16 protein-coding genes are annotated in these 14,374 nt (G+C 63.0%); 6 read left to right on the top strand and 10 right to left on the bottom strand.

All coding sequences use genetic code 11. The features are described from left to right. Positions 1-138 precede the first annotated feature (138 nt). Positions 139-780 (top strand): LysE family translocator, encoded by a 642-nt coding sequence (locus ACIQUG_RS30090; protein ID WP_402325901.1) that lies wholly within the window; start codon positions 139-141, stop codon positions 778-780. 58 nt (positions 781-838) lie between these two features. On the opposite strand, the gene ACIQUG_RS30085 is transcribed toward ACIQUG_RS30090, so the two are convergent. The 7 genes from ACIQUG_RS30085 to ACIQUG_RS30055 form a co-directional block, all read right to left on the bottom strand. Further along, positions 839-1,633: an ABC transporter ATP-binding protein gene (locus ACIQUG_RS30085; RefSeq protein ID WP_275021862.1), complete on the bottom strand. Its 795-nt coding sequence runs from the start codon at positions 1,631-1,633 to the stop codon at positions 839-841. Further along, positions 1,630-2,508 carry an ABC transporter permease gene (locus ACIQUG_RS30080; protein WP_043622284.1) on the bottom strand — a complete coding sequence of 293 codons (879 nt, stop codon included), beginning with the start codon at positions 2,506-2,508 and terminating at the stop codon, positions 1,630-1,632. Before ACIQUG_RS30080 ends, ACIQUG_RS30085 begins: the two co-directional genes overlap by 4 nt. 214 nt (positions 2,509-2,722) lie before the next feature. Next, positions 2,723-3,676, bottom strand: coding sequence for an ABC transporter substrate-binding protein (locus ACIQUG_RS30075; RefSeq protein ID WP_043622288.1), 954 nt, complete (start codon positions 3,674-3,676; stop codon positions 2,723-2,725). A 140-nt stretch (positions 3,677-3,816) separates the two neighbouring features. After that, on the bottom strand, positions 3,817-5,052 hold the full coding sequence (rlmN, locus tag ACIQUG_RS30070) for a 23S rRNA (adenine(2503)-C(2))-methyltransferase RlmN (RefSeq protein WP_104665632.1): 1,236 nt from the start codon (positions 5,050-5,052) through the stop codon (positions 3,817-3,819). A gap of 234 nt (positions 5,053-5,286) precedes the next feature. After that, a complete protein-coding gene (locus ACIQUG_RS30065; RefSeq protein WP_327513735.1) occupies positions 5,287-5,790 on the bottom strand; it encodes an invasion associated locus B family protein in 504 nt (167 codons plus the stop codon). A 394-nt stretch (positions 5,791-6,184) separates the two neighbouring features. After that, positions 6,185-6,562: a YkvA family protein gene (locus tag ACIQUG_RS30060; protein ID WP_034802857.1), complete on the bottom strand. Its 378-nt coding sequence runs from the start codon at positions 6,560-6,562 to the stop codon at positions 6,185-6,187. Between the two features lie 49 nt (positions 6,563-6,611). Further along, positions 6,612-6,929 (bottom strand): 4a-hydroxytetrahydrobiopterin dehydratase, encoded by a 318-nt coding sequence (locus ACIQUG_RS30055; protein ID WP_043622291.1) that lies wholly within the window; start codon positions 6,927-6,929, stop codon positions 6,612-6,614. Between the two features lie 85 nt (positions 6,930-7,014). Here ACIQUG_RS30055 and ACIQUG_RS30050 point away from each other — a divergent pair, with 85 nt between their 5' ends. Continuing rightward, positions 7,015-7,491 (top strand): low molecular weight protein-tyrosine-phosphatase, encoded by a 477-nt coding sequence (locus tag ACIQUG_RS30050; protein WP_402325900.1) that lies wholly within the window; start codon positions 7,015-7,017, stop codon positions 7,489-7,491. Here ACIQUG_RS30050 and thpR read toward each other — a convergent pair. Together thpR and ACIQUG_RS30040 are read right to left on the bottom strand one after the other, a co-directional pair. Next, a complete protein-coding gene (thpR, locus tag ACIQUG_RS30045; protein ID WP_043622298.1) occupies positions 7,428-8,018 on the bottom strand; it encodes an RNA 2',3'-cyclic phosphodiesterase in 591 nt (196 codons plus the stop codon). The two genes, ACIQUG_RS30050 and thpR, sit on opposite strands and share 64 nt — an antisense overlap. 114 nt (positions 8,019-8,132) lie before the next feature. Next, entirely contained in the window at positions 8,133-8,774 is a 642-nt protein-coding gene (locus ACIQUG_RS30040) for an arylesterase (protein WP_402325898.1), read from the bottom strand. A gap of 66 nt (positions 8,775-8,840) precedes the next feature. On the opposite strand from ACIQUG_RS30040, the gene ACIQUG_RS30035 reads away from it, so the two are divergent. The 4 genes from ACIQUG_RS30035 to ACIQUG_RS30020 all read left to right on the top strand — a co-directional run bounded on the left by ACIQUG_RS30035 (position 8,841) and on the right by ACIQUG_RS30020 (position 13,760). Continuing rightward, positions 8,841-9,566: an ABC transporter ATP-binding protein gene (locus ACIQUG_RS30035; protein WP_402325896.1), complete on the top strand. Its 726-nt coding sequence runs from the start codon at positions 8,841-8,843 to the stop codon at positions 9,564-9,566. After that, complete coding sequence (locus ACIQUG_RS30030) at positions 9,563-12,115, top strand: ABC transporter permease (RefSeq protein WP_402325895.1); 2,553 nt, start codon at positions 9,563-9,565, stop codon at positions 12,113-12,115. The genes ACIQUG_RS30035 and ACIQUG_RS30030 overlap by 4 nt, the downstream gene beginning before the upstream one ends. Positions 12,116-12,336: 221 nt before the next feature. Then, entirely contained in the window at positions 12,337-13,083 is a 747-nt protein-coding gene (locus tag ACIQUG_RS30025; RefSeq protein ID WP_402325893.1) for a Bax inhibitor-1/YccA family protein, read from the top strand. A 122-nt stretch (positions 13,084-13,205) separates the two neighbouring features. After that, entirely contained in the window at positions 13,206-13,760 is a 555-nt protein-coding gene (locus ACIQUG_RS30020) for a GNAT family N-acetyltransferase (RefSeq protein ID WP_402325891.1), read from the top strand. Positions 13,761-13,877: 117 nt separating this feature from the next. Here the strand turns inward: ACIQUG_RS30020 and ACIQUG_RS30015 are convergent, their stop codons facing one another. Then, entirely contained in the window at positions 13,878-14,282 is a 405-nt protein-coding gene (locus ACIQUG_RS30015; RefSeq protein ID WP_034802844.1) for a DUF2794 domain-containing protein, read from the bottom strand. Positions 14,283-14,374: the final 92 nt, after the last annotated feature.

Genomic DNA, 14,374 nt, shown 5'->3' with positions numbered 1-14,374 from the left:
GATGCCGCGTGCAAATCTGCGGCACTTTAGCCAGAACCTGCGGCGATACAAGCGCTAGAACGCCTGACGATGCGAATCCGCTGGCAAAAGCGCAGGCGCATGATTACTGGAGGCGACCCCCGCGCCGAGGAAACGATGATGGACTTCATTCCCAGCCTGCCGACCCTCCTGACCTTCGCGGCTGCGACGCTGCTTCTGGCGGCCACGCCCGGCCCGGACATGACGCTTTCCATCAGCCGGGCGCTCGCCCAGGGCAAGAAGGCAGCCCTTTTCGTCGTGCTCGGTACCAGCTTCGGCATCGTCGTGCACACGCTGCTCGTCGCCTTCGGCATCTCGGCGCTGATCACCGCTTCGCCGACCGCCTTTGCCATCCTCAAGACCGGCGGTGCCGCCTATCTGCTGTGGCTTGCCATCCAGGCGATCCGCTTCGGCTCCAGTATTTCGGTGCAGAAGGTCGAGCCGACGGAAGGCAAGGCGCTTGCCAACATCTCGGCTGGATTCTGGGTGAACCTTTTGAATCCTAAGGTCATCATCTTCTTCATGACCTTCCTGCCGCAGTTCGTCAGCGCCGACGATCCCTCGGTCACCGGCAAGCTTCTGTTCCTCGGCGCGTTCTTCATCGCCATCGGCATGCCGGTGAACATGCTGGTCGTCTTCACTGCCGACTGGCTTGCCTCCTGGCTGCAGCGCAACAGGGGCGTGATGCGGGCACTGGACTTCAGCTTCGCCGGCGTCTTCTCGGTGTTCGCGGTGAAGATCTTCATGACGACGGCGCGGTAAACAAAAAGCCCGGACAATCGTGGATGTCCGGGCCTTATTCTGAAGTCGTCTTCCGTACTCAGCCGATGAGCAGTGCGTCGTCGTCGAGCGTCTGGCCGCGGATGCGGCGGAACATGGCGATGAGGTCTTCGACCTGCAGTTCCTTGCGACTGTCGCCGGCGACGTCGAGCACGATCTCGCCACCGTGCAGCATGATGGTGCGGTGGCCGTAGTCGAGCGCCTGGCGCATCGAGTGGGTCACCATCATCGTCGTCAGCTTGCGCTCGGAAACGATCTTCTGCGTCAGGTTCATCACGAATTCGGCCATGCCCGGGTCGAGCGCAGCCGTGTGTTCGTCGAGCAGCAGCACTTCGGAGCCGGCGAGCGTCGCCATGACCAGCGAGACCGCCTGGCGTTGGCCGCCGGACAGAAGATCCATGCGGTCGCCCATGCGGTTTTCAAGGCCGAGGTTGAGTTCGGCGATGCGCTCGCGGAAATGTTCGCGACGCTTCGGGCCGAGGGCGGCGGTGAGGCCGCGCGCCTCGCCGCGCTTGGCGGCGAGCGCCAGGTTTTCCTCGATCGAGAGCGCGCCGCAGCTGCCGGTCAGCGGATCCTGGAAGACGCGGGCGACGAGGCCGGCGCGGGCGGCGGTGCCCTTGCGGCTGACGTCGGTCTTGCCGATCATCACCTGGCCGGCGCTCGGAAGCACGTCGCCGGCGAGCACGCCGAGGAGCGTCGACTTGCCGGCACCGTTAGAGCCGATGACGGTAACGAACGAGCCTTGCTCGATCGTCAGACTGACGCCGTTCAGCGCCTGCTTCTGAAGCGGCGTGCCTTTGCCGAAGATGACCTGGATATTGTTGACGCTGATCATGCCGCACCTCCACGACGCAGGCGGGGAAGGACGAGGGCGAAGGTGACGAGGGCTGCGGTGACGAAGTTGAGGTCGGAAGCCTGCAGTCCGAGCATGTCGGTCGAGAGCGCCAGCTGGATGGCGATGCGGTAGAGGATCGAGCCGAGCACGCAGCCGATGAGCGCAATCAGGATGCCGCGGGCACCGAGCAGCGTTTCGCCGATGATAACGGCTGCGAGGCCGACGACGATCGTGCCGACGCCCGAGGTGACGTCGGCGAAACCGTTGGTCTGGGCAAAGAGTGCGCCGCCGAAGGCGACGAGTGCGTTGGAGATTGCCATGCCGAGATAGATCTGGCGGTTGGTGTCGACGCCTTGCGCCCGGGCCATGCGGGCATTGGCGCCGGTGGCGCGCATCGCAAGGCCGGCATCGCTCTCAAGGAAGCGCCAGACAATGATGACGGCGACGACGACGAGCACGCCGATGAACAGCGGCCGGACATAGAAATCACGCAAGCCGAGGCCATAGAAGGGCGATAGCATCGTGTCGGCATTGATCAGCGCGACGTTCGGCTTGCCCATGACGCGCAGGTTCACCGAGAACAGCGCGATCATCGTCAGGATCGAGGCGAGCAGGTTGAGGATCTTGAAGCGCACGTTGAGCATCGCCGTGACGATACCGGCAGCGGCACCCGCCACCATGGCGACACAGGCCGCAAGCCACGGGTTGACGCCGGCGATGATCAGCACGGCGGTGACGGCTGCCCCCAGCGGAAAGGATCCGTCGACGGTCAGGTCGGGGAAATCGAGCACCCGGAATGCGAGAAAGACGCCAAGGGCGACGAAGGCGTAGACCAGCCCCAGTTCCACGGCTCCCCAGAAAGCGATTAGACTCAACCCCAGACCCTCTTTTTACGTGTCGCGCGTGGTTGTCGTTATGGGCGCGACGCTCCCGCTTGGCACATGGGGCCCAAGGCCGGCGCATGTGCGGCTCAGAACTTTCGGAGCGGCCCCGAGATCCAAAGGATCAGGCCCCTCATAGCGAACCGCCCCCGTATGGAACGGAGGCGGGCAAAACGCAACAAACTTGAACCTGAAAAGGTCGAAAGCGTTATTCAACGACGCGGGTTGCGCGCTTTACGACACTTTCCGGAAGGGTGACGCCCATTTTCTCGGCGGCCTTCTTGTTGATCACCAGGTCGGAACCGGCAGCAACCTTGACGCCGATATCACCCGGGTTTTCGCCCTTGAGGATGCGAACGACGATTTCGCCGGTCTGCTTGCCGACGTCGTAGTAGTTGAAGCCGAGGGCTGCGAGCGAGCCGCGGGCAACGGAATCCGTGTCGGCGGTGAAGAGCGGCAGCTTGGCTTCCTCGGCGACGGCGACGGCACCTTCGAGCGCGGAGATGATCGTGTTGTCGGTCGGTACGTAGATCGCGTCGGCGCGGCCGACGAGAGCGCGGGCAGCACCCTGGACTTCAGCCGACTTGGTCGCGGCGGACTCGACGACGGTCAGGCCAGCCTTTTCGGCTTCGGTCTTCAGCACCGCGAGCAGCGAAACGGAGTTGGCCTCGCCGGAGTTGTAGAGGTAGCCGATCGACTTGGCGTTCGGCAGGATTTCCTTGATCAGGGCGACGTGCTCGGCAACCGGCGACATGTCGGAGAGGCCGGTGACGTTGCCGCCGGGCTTGTCCATGTCCTTAACCAGCTGCGCGCCGACCGGGTCGGACACGGCCGTGAAGACGACCGGGATATCACGGGTCGAGGAGACGACCGCCTGTGCCGACGGCGTGGAGATAGGAACGATCACGTTCGGGGCTTCGCCGGCGAACTGACGGGCGATCTGGGCGGCGGTCGCCGGGTTGCCCTGGGCCGACTCGTAGAGGAACTTGAGGTTCTCGCCTTCCTTGTAGCCGGCGGCGGCCAGCGCATCCTTCACGCCGTCGCGGGCGGCATCGAGCGCCGGGTGCTCGACGATCGCGGTCACGGCGACGGTCACCTCATCGGCACGGGCGGGCAGGGTGAATGCCACCGTGGCGGCAAGGGCGATGAGAAGTGAGCGCATGGGTTGTCCTCCTGAATTGATTTCCCGCTTTCTTAGGAAACCGGGGACATGAAATCAATCGATAGGATCTGCATCACCCATCAAAGTTCTTCATCGATGGGTGATGGCAGAGTGGAGGAACCGCAAGCAGGCGCTACGGCTCAATCTTCGCCGTGGTTGGCGATCATCATCGCCTCGAAGGCGAGGCGGTCGACCTTGCGCATGCGTTCCGATTCCGACTTCAGCTGGCCGCAGGCGGCGAGGATGTCGCGGCCGCGGGGCGTGCGGATCGGCGAGGCGTAGCCGGCCTGGTTGATGAAGTCGGCGAACTTCTCGATGTGCTCCCAGTCGGAACACTGGTAGTTGGTGCCCGGCCAGGGGTTGAACGGGATGAGGTTGATCTTCGCCGGCACGCCCTTCAAGAGCTTCACCAGTTGCTTGGCGTCTTCCAGGCTGTCGTTGACGTCCTTGAGCATCACATATTCGAAAGTGATGCGACGAGCGTTCGAAAGCCCCGGATAGGCGCGGCAGGCGTCCATCAGTTCCTTCAGCGGGTACTTCTTGTTGATCGGCACCAGCATGTCGCGCAGGTCGTCACGCACCGCATGCAGCGAAATCGCCAGCATGACGCCGATTTCCTCGCCGGTGCGGTAGATCTCCGGCACGATGCCGGAGGTCGAAAGGGTGATGCGGCGCTTGGAGAGCGACAGGCCTTCGCCGTCGGAGGCGATCAGAAGCGCGGTCTTGACGTGCTCGAAATTGTAGAGCGGTTCGCCCATGCCCATCATCACGATGTTGGTGATCTTGCGGCCTTCGGCCGGCACGATTGCGCCCTGCGGCGTATCGCGCTCGGGGAAATCGCCGAGCCGGTCGCGGGCAAGCAGCAGCTGCGCCAGAATCTCCTCGGCCGTCAGGTTGCGTACCAGCTTCTGCGTGCCGGTGTGACAGAAGGAACAGGTGAGCGTGCAGCCGACCTGGCTGGAAATGCAGAGCGTGCCGCGGCCTTCTTCGGGAATGTAGACGGTCTCGATCTCGACCGGGCGGCCGGCGCCGCGCGCCGGGAAGCGCAGCAGCCACTTGCGGGTACCGTCACCGGAAATCTGCTCTTCGACGATCTCGGGGCGTGCGATGGTGAAATGCTGCTTCAGCATCTCGCGCATGTCCTTCGACACGTTCGTCATATGGTCGAAGTCGGAGACGCCGCGCACATAGAGCCAATGCCAGAGCTGGCTGACGCGCATCTTGACCTGGCGCTCCGGCACGCCCTTTTCGACCAGCGCCTTGGCCATGTCCTCGCGCAGAAGACCGATCAGCGACGGCTTTTCCGCCTCTACGGCTGCGCGCACTTGGGGTGCCTTGGCGATTTCCACCCGGTTCAGAATTTCAGTGGCTGCCATGCTCATGATGTCCTGTCATACGGCGTGAGGCCGTCCGGAGAGCGGGTCCGGAAATCGTCCTGATGCGCGAATTGAAATCGGTCGAGCCATCGAAAGCGGCCAATTGGGGCGCGGAGGCTCTCAAGTTGGGCCGGGCTTTAGCATTGTTTTGGCCCGGAGTCACGAGGCAGGGTCCGTGAACGCAAAAGGCCGGCTCTGCAGCCGGCCCTTTGCGCGTGACGTGTCGTCCCGTGATTACTTGCAGGCCTCGATCTGCTTCAACGCAGCGGAGATGCCCGAGAGCGAGTAGGAGTAGGAGGTTGCCGTGCCCTTGCGCGACTTGGCGTTGACCGACATGGCCTTGCCGTTCTTCATCGCGGCGACGAGCGCCGGCTCTTCGGCAGCGTTTTCGACCCAGGCGGAGTTGCCCTTGGTGAACATCACGAAGGTGCGGCCGTCGATGACGACGTTGACCTTGGAGTTCTCCTGGAGGGGATAGCCCATCATCGCCTGCGGCTCGTAGCTGATGTTCTGGCCGGGGCGCTGGGAAACCAGGAAGAAGATGTCGCCATGGTCGACGCCGGCCGGGCTCTTGTCCTTCGGAACCGAGAGCACGTAGCAGACCTTGCCGCCGCCGGCGTTGTAGGAATAGGCGCCCCAGGCATTGAACTGCTGGATGCGCGTCGGTGACTGGGCGGCAGCCACGCTGGCGGTCGCCAGAACGAGTGCGATTGCGGTTGCGATCTTTCTTACAAACATGAGGTCCTGCCGCTTTTCTTGCTCTTCGATCACCCGAAACAGGTTAGACGGGCGACGCGTAGTCATCATTTGAATTTGTTTTGACTTAATTCAGGTTACCAAACCGTCAACGATGGCCGAAAACCTCGGCTTTTAGCCCCGAAACGGCGCGGTTTGCCCCGCAATGCTTTCCGACCGCCGCTTCGCATCTTCGCCGAACCGGGTTCGATGCCGGATGCGCCTTGCCTCGGAATGCCGTTCCGGAAGGTTTCCTGCCCCAAGCCAATCTTTGACGTCAGCCACGCCAAATCGCGCGGCCGGCGTCATTTGCATGTGTATGCCACAAAGAATTGGGCAAGAGTTTGACTTTTGGGCGGGAATGGGGCGCCACAACCGGACAGCCGTGCGTCCGGCGTCAGCTCTCCGGCGTGTCGGCCAGCGTCTCGTCGGCCTTGGTATAGTGCGTTTCCTTGATCTGCCCGCTGATCGCAGCAAAGGCCGCGGTCAAGACGGCCACGTCGTCGGAGAAGCCGACGACGGCCAGCACGTCCGGGATGATATCGATCGGCAGCACGAAGTAGGCGAGGGCGGCAAGCAGGATGCCGCGGGTGCGCGTCGGCGTCTTCGGATCGATGGCGCAGTAATAGGCGGCAACCAGGTCACGGCTGAAGGGGATCTGCCGGGCAGCCCTTCGAAAGGTGGGCCAGAAGCGGCGCTTCACGCGCTTTTCCCGCCGCTCCTGCTCGGATTCTTCGCCCGGCAAGAGAATTTCACCGATCTTGATGTCGTCCATCGTCCCGCTTCCGCTGTTGCAGCGCTTCACAATATGGGGATTGGCTATTCTATTTCAAATGATCGGGCATGCGGCCGGCCGCTGCCTTGTCCATGCGCGCAGCCAGCTTGAAGTCGAGTTCGCTCAATCCGCCGGCGTCATGGGTCGTCAGCGTCACGTCGACGCGATTGTAGACGTTGAACCATTCCGGGTGATGGTTGAGCTTTTCGGCGACGATCGCGCATTCGGTCATGAAGCCGAAGGCCTCGACGAAGTTCTTGAAGCGGAAGGCCTTCCAGATCGAGTTGCCGTCTTCGGCCCGCACCCAACCTTCCATCTTGTGCAGGTTGTCGGCAATCGCTGCCTCGTCCAGTTTCTCCGCTGCCATCGCTCTCTTCCTCCCATCCGCCTGTTCGAAGGCCGCGCTGTCGCGTATAAGCGTCCACTGTCTCCAGCCTTCGAATCTGAATAGCATGAAACCGGTCAGAGTTCTTTTCGTTTGTCTCGGCAACATCTGCCGGTCGCCGCTTGCCGAGGGCGTGTTGCGCGCCTTGGCGGAGCAAAAGGGATTGGCTTTCGCGCTGGAGGTCGATTCGGCGGGAACCGGCGCTTGGCATATCGGCGATCCGCCGGACCGGCGATCAATCCAGGCGGCAAGGCGTCACGGCATCGATATTTCCACGCTGCGCGGACGCCAGGTGGCGGCGGCAGATTTCGACGATTTCGACATCATCCTCGGCATGGACGAGAACAATGTTCGCACGCTGAGAAGGCTCGCGTCTGAGGGTACGGCGCAGAAGGTGCATCTCTTTCTCGACTATGCGTCAGGCGAGAGCCGGGACGTGCCGGATCCCTACTATGACGGGCCGGAAGCCTTCGAGGCGCTTTACCAGATGCTTGAGGCCGGATGTTCGTCGTTGCTCGAAAGGTTCGGCGAACGCACCTCGTGAAGCGGGAAGACCTCTTCCGTCAGGTAGGGTCCGCCGCCGACCGAATCGCGCGACGAGAGCAGCACGAAGCGGGAAACGTTGAAGAGCGAGGTCATAAAGTTGCCGCGCCCGGAGAGGTACTCGACCACGTCTTCGACACGGCTGGAGCGCAGTCGGGCGAGCGTCACGTGCGGGGTGAACTTGCGCGGGTCCGGCCCCAGTCCGAGCCGCTGGCAGATGCGCTCGATTTCGGCCTGCAGCGCATACATTTCCGGATGATTGGTGACGCCGGCCCAGACCGAATGCGGCTTCTTCGAGCCGAAGGCGCCGGTGCCGGTCAGTTGCAGCTGGAATTCGGGACGTTCGATGCGATCGAGCTTGTCGATGATCTCGTCGGCGGTGCGCCAGTCGACGTCACCGATGAAGCGCAGGGTGATGTGGTAGTTCTCCACATCGATCCAGCGAGCTCCGGGAAGACCTCCGCGCAGCAATGAAAGACTCATTGCAGCATTGCGCGGAATTTCGAGGGCGGTGAATAGTCTCGGCATGGCGAGCTCCCCGAATCTCTTGCAGATGTCTTAGCGAATCACGCATCGCATCTGCACGCAACTGGTATTTGACGCTTCAGAATATTAACGTTGTCTTAACTGTGGACGGTGTCATCACTCCGTCTTATTCAGCGTTGCCAGAAACCGTTCGACGACGGGCAGGGCCTTCTCGACCATGACGCCGACCCCGTCGCCATTGGGATGCATGCCGTCTTCGAGCTTGAGCTTGGCCTCGGTCACCACGCCATCGAGAAAGAACGGATAGAGTTCCAGCCCGTATTTTTCGGCGAGTTCCGGATAGATCGGGTTGAAGCGGGCGGCGTAGTCGGCGCCCATGTTCGGCGGCGCCATCATGCCGGCCAGCAGCACGGCGATGCCGCGGTCCTTCAACCGGGTGATCATCGCCTCGACGTTCTTACGGGTCTCTTCAGGCGCGATGCCGCGCAGCGCGTCGTTGGCGCCGAGCTCGAGGATCACGCCCTTGGTGCCATCCGGCACCGACCAGTCGATGCGGGCAAGACCGCCGGAACTCGTGTCGCCGGAAACGCCGGCGTTCGCGATCGTCACGTCGAAGCCCTTTTCCTTCAGCGCCTTTTCGAGCCGGGCCGGGAAGGCGTCCTCCGGCGGGAGCTGATAACCCGCCATCAGGCTGTCGCCGAAGCCGATGAGGCTGATCGTCTCGGCGCGTGCCGTGCATGATAACGCAAATGTCATCATCAGTGCCAAGAAAACCCGTTGAAATCCTTTTAATGCCATGGGCCTGTTCCTAAATCCCGAATGCCGTTTCTGTTCCCCACTTCGTTTCATATAGGGTTGTTTCGCTTGGCCAGCACCATCATCGAACTTAAAAACGCGGATCTGACGCTGGGCGAGGCGGCCGCCTCGGTGCATGTGCTGAAGGACATGAGCCTGACGATCGATGCCGGAGAATCCGTCGGCATCGTCGGCCCGTCCGGTTCGGGCAAGTCGACATTGCTGATGGTGCTTGCCGGACTCGAGCGGCTGGATCGCGGCGAGATCGTTATCGACGGCACGCCGCTGCACCGGCTCGACGAGGACCGGGTAGCGGACTTTCGCGGACGCAACATCGGCATCGTCTTCCAGTCCTTCCACCTCATTCCCAACATGACGGCGCTCGAAAACGTCGCCGTGCCGCTTGAGCTTGCCAATGTCCCCGGCGCCTTCGAGATTGCGCGCAAGGAGCTTGTCGCCGTCGGCCTCGGCGAGCGGCTCAGCCACTATCCGGGCCAGCTCTCGGGCGGCGAGCAGCAGCGCGTTGCGATCGCACGGGCGCTTGCGCCTTCGCCGAAACTTCTGATCGCCGATGAACCGACCGGTAACCTCGACGCCGAAACCGGACGGCAGATTGCCGATCTGCTTTTCGCCGAACAGCGTGACCGTGGCATGACACTCGTGCTCGTGACCCATGACGCCGCCCTTGCCGACCGTTGCGCGCGGCAGGTGCGGGTGCGCTCGGGCGAGATCGTTGCCGGCGGTGCGGCGGACCCCGTGGCGGTTGCGCCGGTCCAGCAGGCGGCCTCCGCATGATTGGCGCGCCTCCGGTACGGCTGAGGCCGCTGCTTGCCCTCAGGTTGGCGCTGCGTGAAATGCGCGGCGGGCTCAAGGGCTTCTACATCTTCCTCGCCTGCATTGCGCTCGGGACCGCGGCGATTGCCGGCGTCAACTCGCTGTCGCAATCGATCACCGCGACGATCGCCTCTCAGGGGCAGGAACTGCTTGCCGGCGATATACGCTTCGAGCTCAACAATCGTGTCGCAACGGCGGAAGAGCGCGCTTATCTCGATAGCCTTGGAACCGTTGCGGTTTCCGCCGGCCTCCGATCGATGGCGCGATTGCCGGATGGATCCAACCAGGCCCTGGTGGAACTGAAGGCCGTCGATGCGGCCTATCCGCTCTATGGCACGCTGGAAAGCGAACCCGACCGGCCGTTGCACGACCTCATCGCCCGCGACGGCGACGTCTTCGGTGCGGTGGTGGCGCCTCTGCTGCTCGACCGCCTCGACGTCAAAGTCGGAGACGAAATCCTTCTTGGCAACGCCCGTGTCCGGATCGCCGGCACGATCACGCGCGAGCCGGACGCGCTTTCCGACGGTTTTGGCTTCGCGCCGCGCCTGATGGTTTCGGAAGAAGCCCTGGCGGCGACGGGACTGGTGCAGACCGGAAGCCTCGTCGAGCACACATACAAGGTGAAGCTTGCCGACCCGGCAGGGGTCGCCGCCGTTCGCACCGAGGCGGAGAAAAGCCAGCCGGCCGCCGGCTGGTCGATCCGCACCAGCGGCAACGCAGCACCGGCGCTGACGGCCAACATCACCCGCTTCTCGCAGTTCCTGACGCTTGTCGGCCTGACGGCGCTGATCGTCGGCGGCGTCGGCGTCGCCAATGCGGTGCGCGCCTATCTCGATGCCAAGCGCAGCGTGATCGCGACCTTCAAATGCCTGGGCGCACCTGCCGCCTTGGTGGCGATGATCTATCTCGCGCAGATCCTGATGATCGCCCTGATCGGCATCGTCATCGGGCTCGTGCTCGGGGCCCTGATCCCCTTTGTCGCGGCGCAGTTCCTGGCCGACCTGCTGCCGATTTCGACCGCCTTTCATCTCTATCCGGGCGCGCTCGGGCTTGCCGCGCTGTTCGGTGTGCTGACGGCGCTGACCTTCGCCATCCTGCCGCTCGGCCGGGCGCGCGCCATTCCGGCGACGGCGCTCTTCCGCCAGCAGGGCTTCGACCCCTCGGGCTTTCCGGCATGGCCCTATCTGCTCGGTGCCGTTGCGTGCCTTGCCGCGCTCGCCGGGCTGGCGATCTTTACGGCCTACGACCGCTACATTTCGCTCGTCTTCCTCGGCGCGATCGCCTTCGCCTTCATCGTGCTTCGGGCCGTTGCGCTTGCGATCGCCTGGCTCGCGCGCCGCAGCCCGCGGGTCAATTCCCCGGCTCTCAGACTTGCGATCGGCAACATTCACCGCCCGGGTGCGCTGACCTCCTCGGTGGTGCTGTCGCTCGGCCTCGGGCTTGCGCTGCTCGTGACGCTGGCGCTGATCGACGGCAATCTGCGCCGCGAACTCACCGGCAGCATGGCGGAGCGCGCGCCGAACTTCTTCTTCGTCGATATCCAGGGCAGCGAGATCGAAGGTTTCCGCTCGGTGCTGAACCAGGCGATCCCGAAGGGCAAGGTCATCGAAGTGCCGATGCTGCGCGGCCGCATCACCGCCTTCAACGGCGAGGACGTGAACAGCCGCAACGTGCCGCCCGCAGGCCAATGGGTGCTGCGTGGCGACCGCGGCATCACGTACGCCAAGAACAAGCCGGAGAACTCGACGCTGTCCGAGGGCACCTGGTGGCCGGCGGACTACAGTGGCGAACCCCTGGTTTCCTTCTCGTCGGAGGAGGCCGGCGAACTCAGCCTGAAGATCGGCGATACGGTCACCGTCAACGTGCTCGGCCGCAACATCACCGCCAAGATCGCCAATTTCCGCAATGTCGAGTGGGAATCGCTGTCGATCAACTTCGTCATGGTGTTCTCGCCAAATACCTTTGCCGGCGCGCCGCATGCCTGGCTGGCGACGGTGATCGATCCGTCGGCGACGCCGGAAGAGGAGGCGGCGGTCCTGAAGGCCGTCACCAATGCCTATCCGACGATCACCAGCGTACGGGTGAAGGACGCTCTCGACATTGTGAATGGTCTGCTCGGGCAGCTGGCAACGGCGATCCGGGCGGCGGCGGCCGTGGCGCTGGTCGCTTCCGTGCTGGTGCTGGCCGGCGCGCTTGCTGCCGGCAACCGGGCGCGCGTCCATGACGCGGTCGTCCTGAAGACGCTGGGCGCAACGCGGGTGACGCTCATCAAGGCGTTCAGCTACGAATACGCAATCCTCGGTCTTGCAACCGCCGTTTTTGCGCTGTTTGCCGGCGGTATCGCCGCCTGGTTCGTCGTCAACCGCATCATGACGCTGCCGTCGAGCTTCCTGCCCGACGTGGCGATCGTGACGGTTGTGGCGGCGCTGGTGATGACGGTCGGCATCGGACTTGCCGGTACATGGCGCATTCTCGGGCAGAAGGCGGCGCCGGTCCTGCGCGAACTTTGACCGGGCCGAGTTAACCGTAAATCCCTATTGCACCGGACTGAATCGGTCCGGTGCAACGGAATCCGGGAGTGCCGGGTCTTGTGTGCAGCGGGTTTCGGCATCATATTTGTCCACAGGCATGCTGGAGCTCCGCAGCGGCGCCTGGGCGTGGAAGCTCATCTTCCAGGGCGATACTCGCCGCCCGACACCGTAACATCCACCGGAGCTTGAATGAGGAAACAATGGCTGATCTGAGAAATTACCAAACCCGAATGTCGCCCGCCGGCGCTCAGGCGGGTGCCGTGATTGACGAAGGCCTTCGCGCATACATGCTGAAGGTCTACAACCTGATGGCGCTTGGTCTGGCGATCACTGGCGTCGCGGCCTACCTGGCCTTCCAGATGGCGTTTTCGGATGGCCAGCTGACTGCCTTCGGTGCTGCGATCTACACGAGCCCGCTGAAGTGGGTGGTGATGCTGGCGCCGCTGGGACTCGTGTTCTTCATGAGCTTCCGCATCAATAGCATGAGCGTTTCTGCCGCGCAGACGACGTTCTGGATCTATGCCGCCCTGATGGGTCTGTCGCTGTCGTCGATCTTCGTGATCTACACCGGCCAGAGCATCGTTCAGACGTTCTTCGTGACCGCCGCTTCGTTCGGCGCCCTGTCGCTTTACGGCTACACCACGAAGAAGGACCTGTCCGGCATGGGCTCGTTCCTGATCATGGGTCTGTTCGGCGTCATCATCGCGTCTATCGTCAACATCTTCCTCGGCTCTTCGGCGCTCGCCTTCGCGATCAACGTGATCGGCGTGCTGATCTTCGCAGGCCTCACCGCCTACGACACGCAGAAGATCAAGGAAATGTACTTTGAAGCCGATGACAGCACCGTTGCCGGCCGCAAGGCGATCATGGGCGCGCTGACGCTCTACCTCGACTTCATCAACCTGTTCATGTTCCTGCTCCAGTTCATGGGCAACCGGAACAACTAAGTCTGAACAGCAGACGGAAAAGGCGGCTTCGGCCGCCTTTTTTGTTTCTTCAAGCAGCTTGAAAGCGTCCGGGCTCCGTGGGAGTGAAAGGACGACGAAACCTTGGGATCAAGTTTAAAGCCATGTCCCTGACCCTGCGCGACGCCACCCTGGCCGATCTTCCCGTCGTCACCGAGATCTATCGCGAATCCGTGTTGCACGGTGTCGCGACCTACGAGATCAACCCGCCATCCGAAAAGGAGATGCGGGCCCGGTTCGAAACGATCATCGGCAACGGCTACCCTTATATGGTCGCGGTAGACGAGGGCGGGACGATCATCGGCTATGCCTACGCATCCGGTTTCCGCACGCGCACGGCCTATCGCTTCCTGGTCGAGGATTCCATCTACCTGGCGCCGGAAGCGCGCGGCAAGGGTGCCGGCAAGGCGCTGCTGGTCGAACTCGTGCGGCGTTGCACGGAGCTCGGCTTCCGCCAGATGGTCGCGGTGATCGGCGGTGCCCATCCGGCCTCGATCGCCGTACACCGGTCGCTCGGCTTCGAACTCCAGGGCACGATGAAAGCGACCGGCTTCAAGCACGGCCGCTGGCTCGACACGACGATCATGCAGCTCGCGCTTGGCGAGGGGCAGGCGACCGACCCGCCGGAAGACGTCTATCCGGACACGCTCTACCAGTGATCGTCGCTTGCTGAAGGATCTCGGTCGGCGAAGCGCGCTCGCAGCGCGCATAGGCAAATCGTGCCGTTGCCGCCTGTGACGTCGGCGTGCGCCCTGATAGCACCCTTTCCCGGGTGGTCAGGTTTCCACCAGCCTCAGCACCTTGTCGAATACCTTGAGCACCTGGGCAAGCTCGTGACCGCGTTTCAGGATCGTGCCGTGAATGTTCAGCACGCTATAGGCGCCCTGCTTCGCGGCCAGTTTCGGGTTCTTCTCGATCCGGTAGAGCGGCATTTCGCCCGAACGTTTGAACACCGAGAAGACCGCGCGGTCCCTCAAGTGGTCGATGGCGTAGTCCCGCCACTCGCCTTCGCCGACCATGCGACCGTAGACCCATAGGATCTGGTCTAGTTCGCGGCGATGGAAAGTGATGGGGGGAGCGTTCTTGGCGTTCTTGTATTCGTGAAGATCGACGACCACTTCGGAAGTGGTCTCGCGCTGATGGCGCGCCTCGCCTTGCGGCAAATCCGGCTCATCGGTCATCGGCAATCCGGCCTTCTGTTGTGACAGAACGATTACAGTGTGCCTGACACGAGCCGAAAAGCAAGCCGGAAGCCATGGGACGGTGAGGTCAT

The organism is Ensifer sp. NPDC090286 (assembly GCF_044769565.1).
GTDB lineage: Bacteria > Pseudomonadota > Alphaproteobacteria > Rhizobiales > Rhizobiaceae > Ensifer.
Note: the sequence above shows the minus strand (reverse complement) of the source record. Positions and strands in the feature narration are given on the sequence as shown.

Coding starts and splice junctions, on each gene's coding strand:
- ACIQUG_RS30020 (WP_402325891.1), top strand. CDS start 13,206: ATGTCCCTGACCCTGCGCGACGCCACCCTGGCCGATCTTCCCGTCGTC.
- ACIQUG_RS30065 (WP_327513735.1), bottom strand. CDS start 5,790: ATGTTTGTAAGAAAGATCGCAACCGCAATCGCACTCGTTCTGGCGACC.
- ACIQUG_RS30060 (WP_034802857.1), bottom strand. CDS start 6,562: ATGGACGACATCAAGATCGGTGAAATTCTCTTGCCGGGCGAAGAATCC.
- ACIQUG_RS30030 (WP_402325895.1), top strand. CDS start 9,563: ATGATTGGCGCGCCTCCGGTACGGCTGAGGCCGCTGCTTGCCCTCAGG.
- ACIQUG_RS30090 (WP_402325901.1), top strand. CDS start 139: ATGGACTTCATTCCCAGCCTGCCGACCCTCCTGACCTTCGCGGCTGCG.
- ACIQUG_RS30025 (WP_402325893.1), top strand. CDS start 12,337: ATGGCTGATCTGAGAAATTACCAAACCCGAATGTCGCCCGCCGGCGCT.
- thpR (WP_043622298.1), bottom strand. CDS start 8,018: ATGCCGAGACTATTCACCGCCCTCGAAATTCCGCGCAATGCTGCAATG.
- ACIQUG_RS30075 (WP_043622288.1), bottom strand. CDS start 3,676: ATGCGCTCACTTCTCATCGCCCTTGCCGCCACGGTGGCATTCACCCTG.
- ACIQUG_RS30050 (WP_402325900.1), top strand. CDS start 7,015: ATGAAACCGGTCAGAGTTCTTTTCGTTTGTCTCGGCAACATCTGCCGG.
- rlmN (WP_104665632.1), bottom strand. CDS start 5,052: ATGGCAGCCACTGAAATTCTGAACCGGGTGGAAATCGCCAAGGCACCC.
- ACIQUG_RS30055 (WP_043622291.1), bottom strand. CDS start 6,929: ATGGCAGCGGAGAAACTGGACGAGGCAGCGATTGCCGACAACCTGCAC.
- ACIQUG_RS30015 (WP_034802844.1), bottom strand. CDS start 14,282: ATGACCGATGAGCCGGATTTGCCGCAAGGCGAGGCGCGCCATCAGCGC.
- ACIQUG_RS30040 (WP_402325898.1), bottom strand. CDS start 8,774: ATGGCATTAAAAGGATTTCAACGGGTTTTCTTGGCACTGATGATGACA.
- ACIQUG_RS30085 (WP_275021862.1), bottom strand. CDS start 1,633: ATGATCAGCGTCAACAATATCCAGGTCATCTTCGGCAAAGGCACGCCG.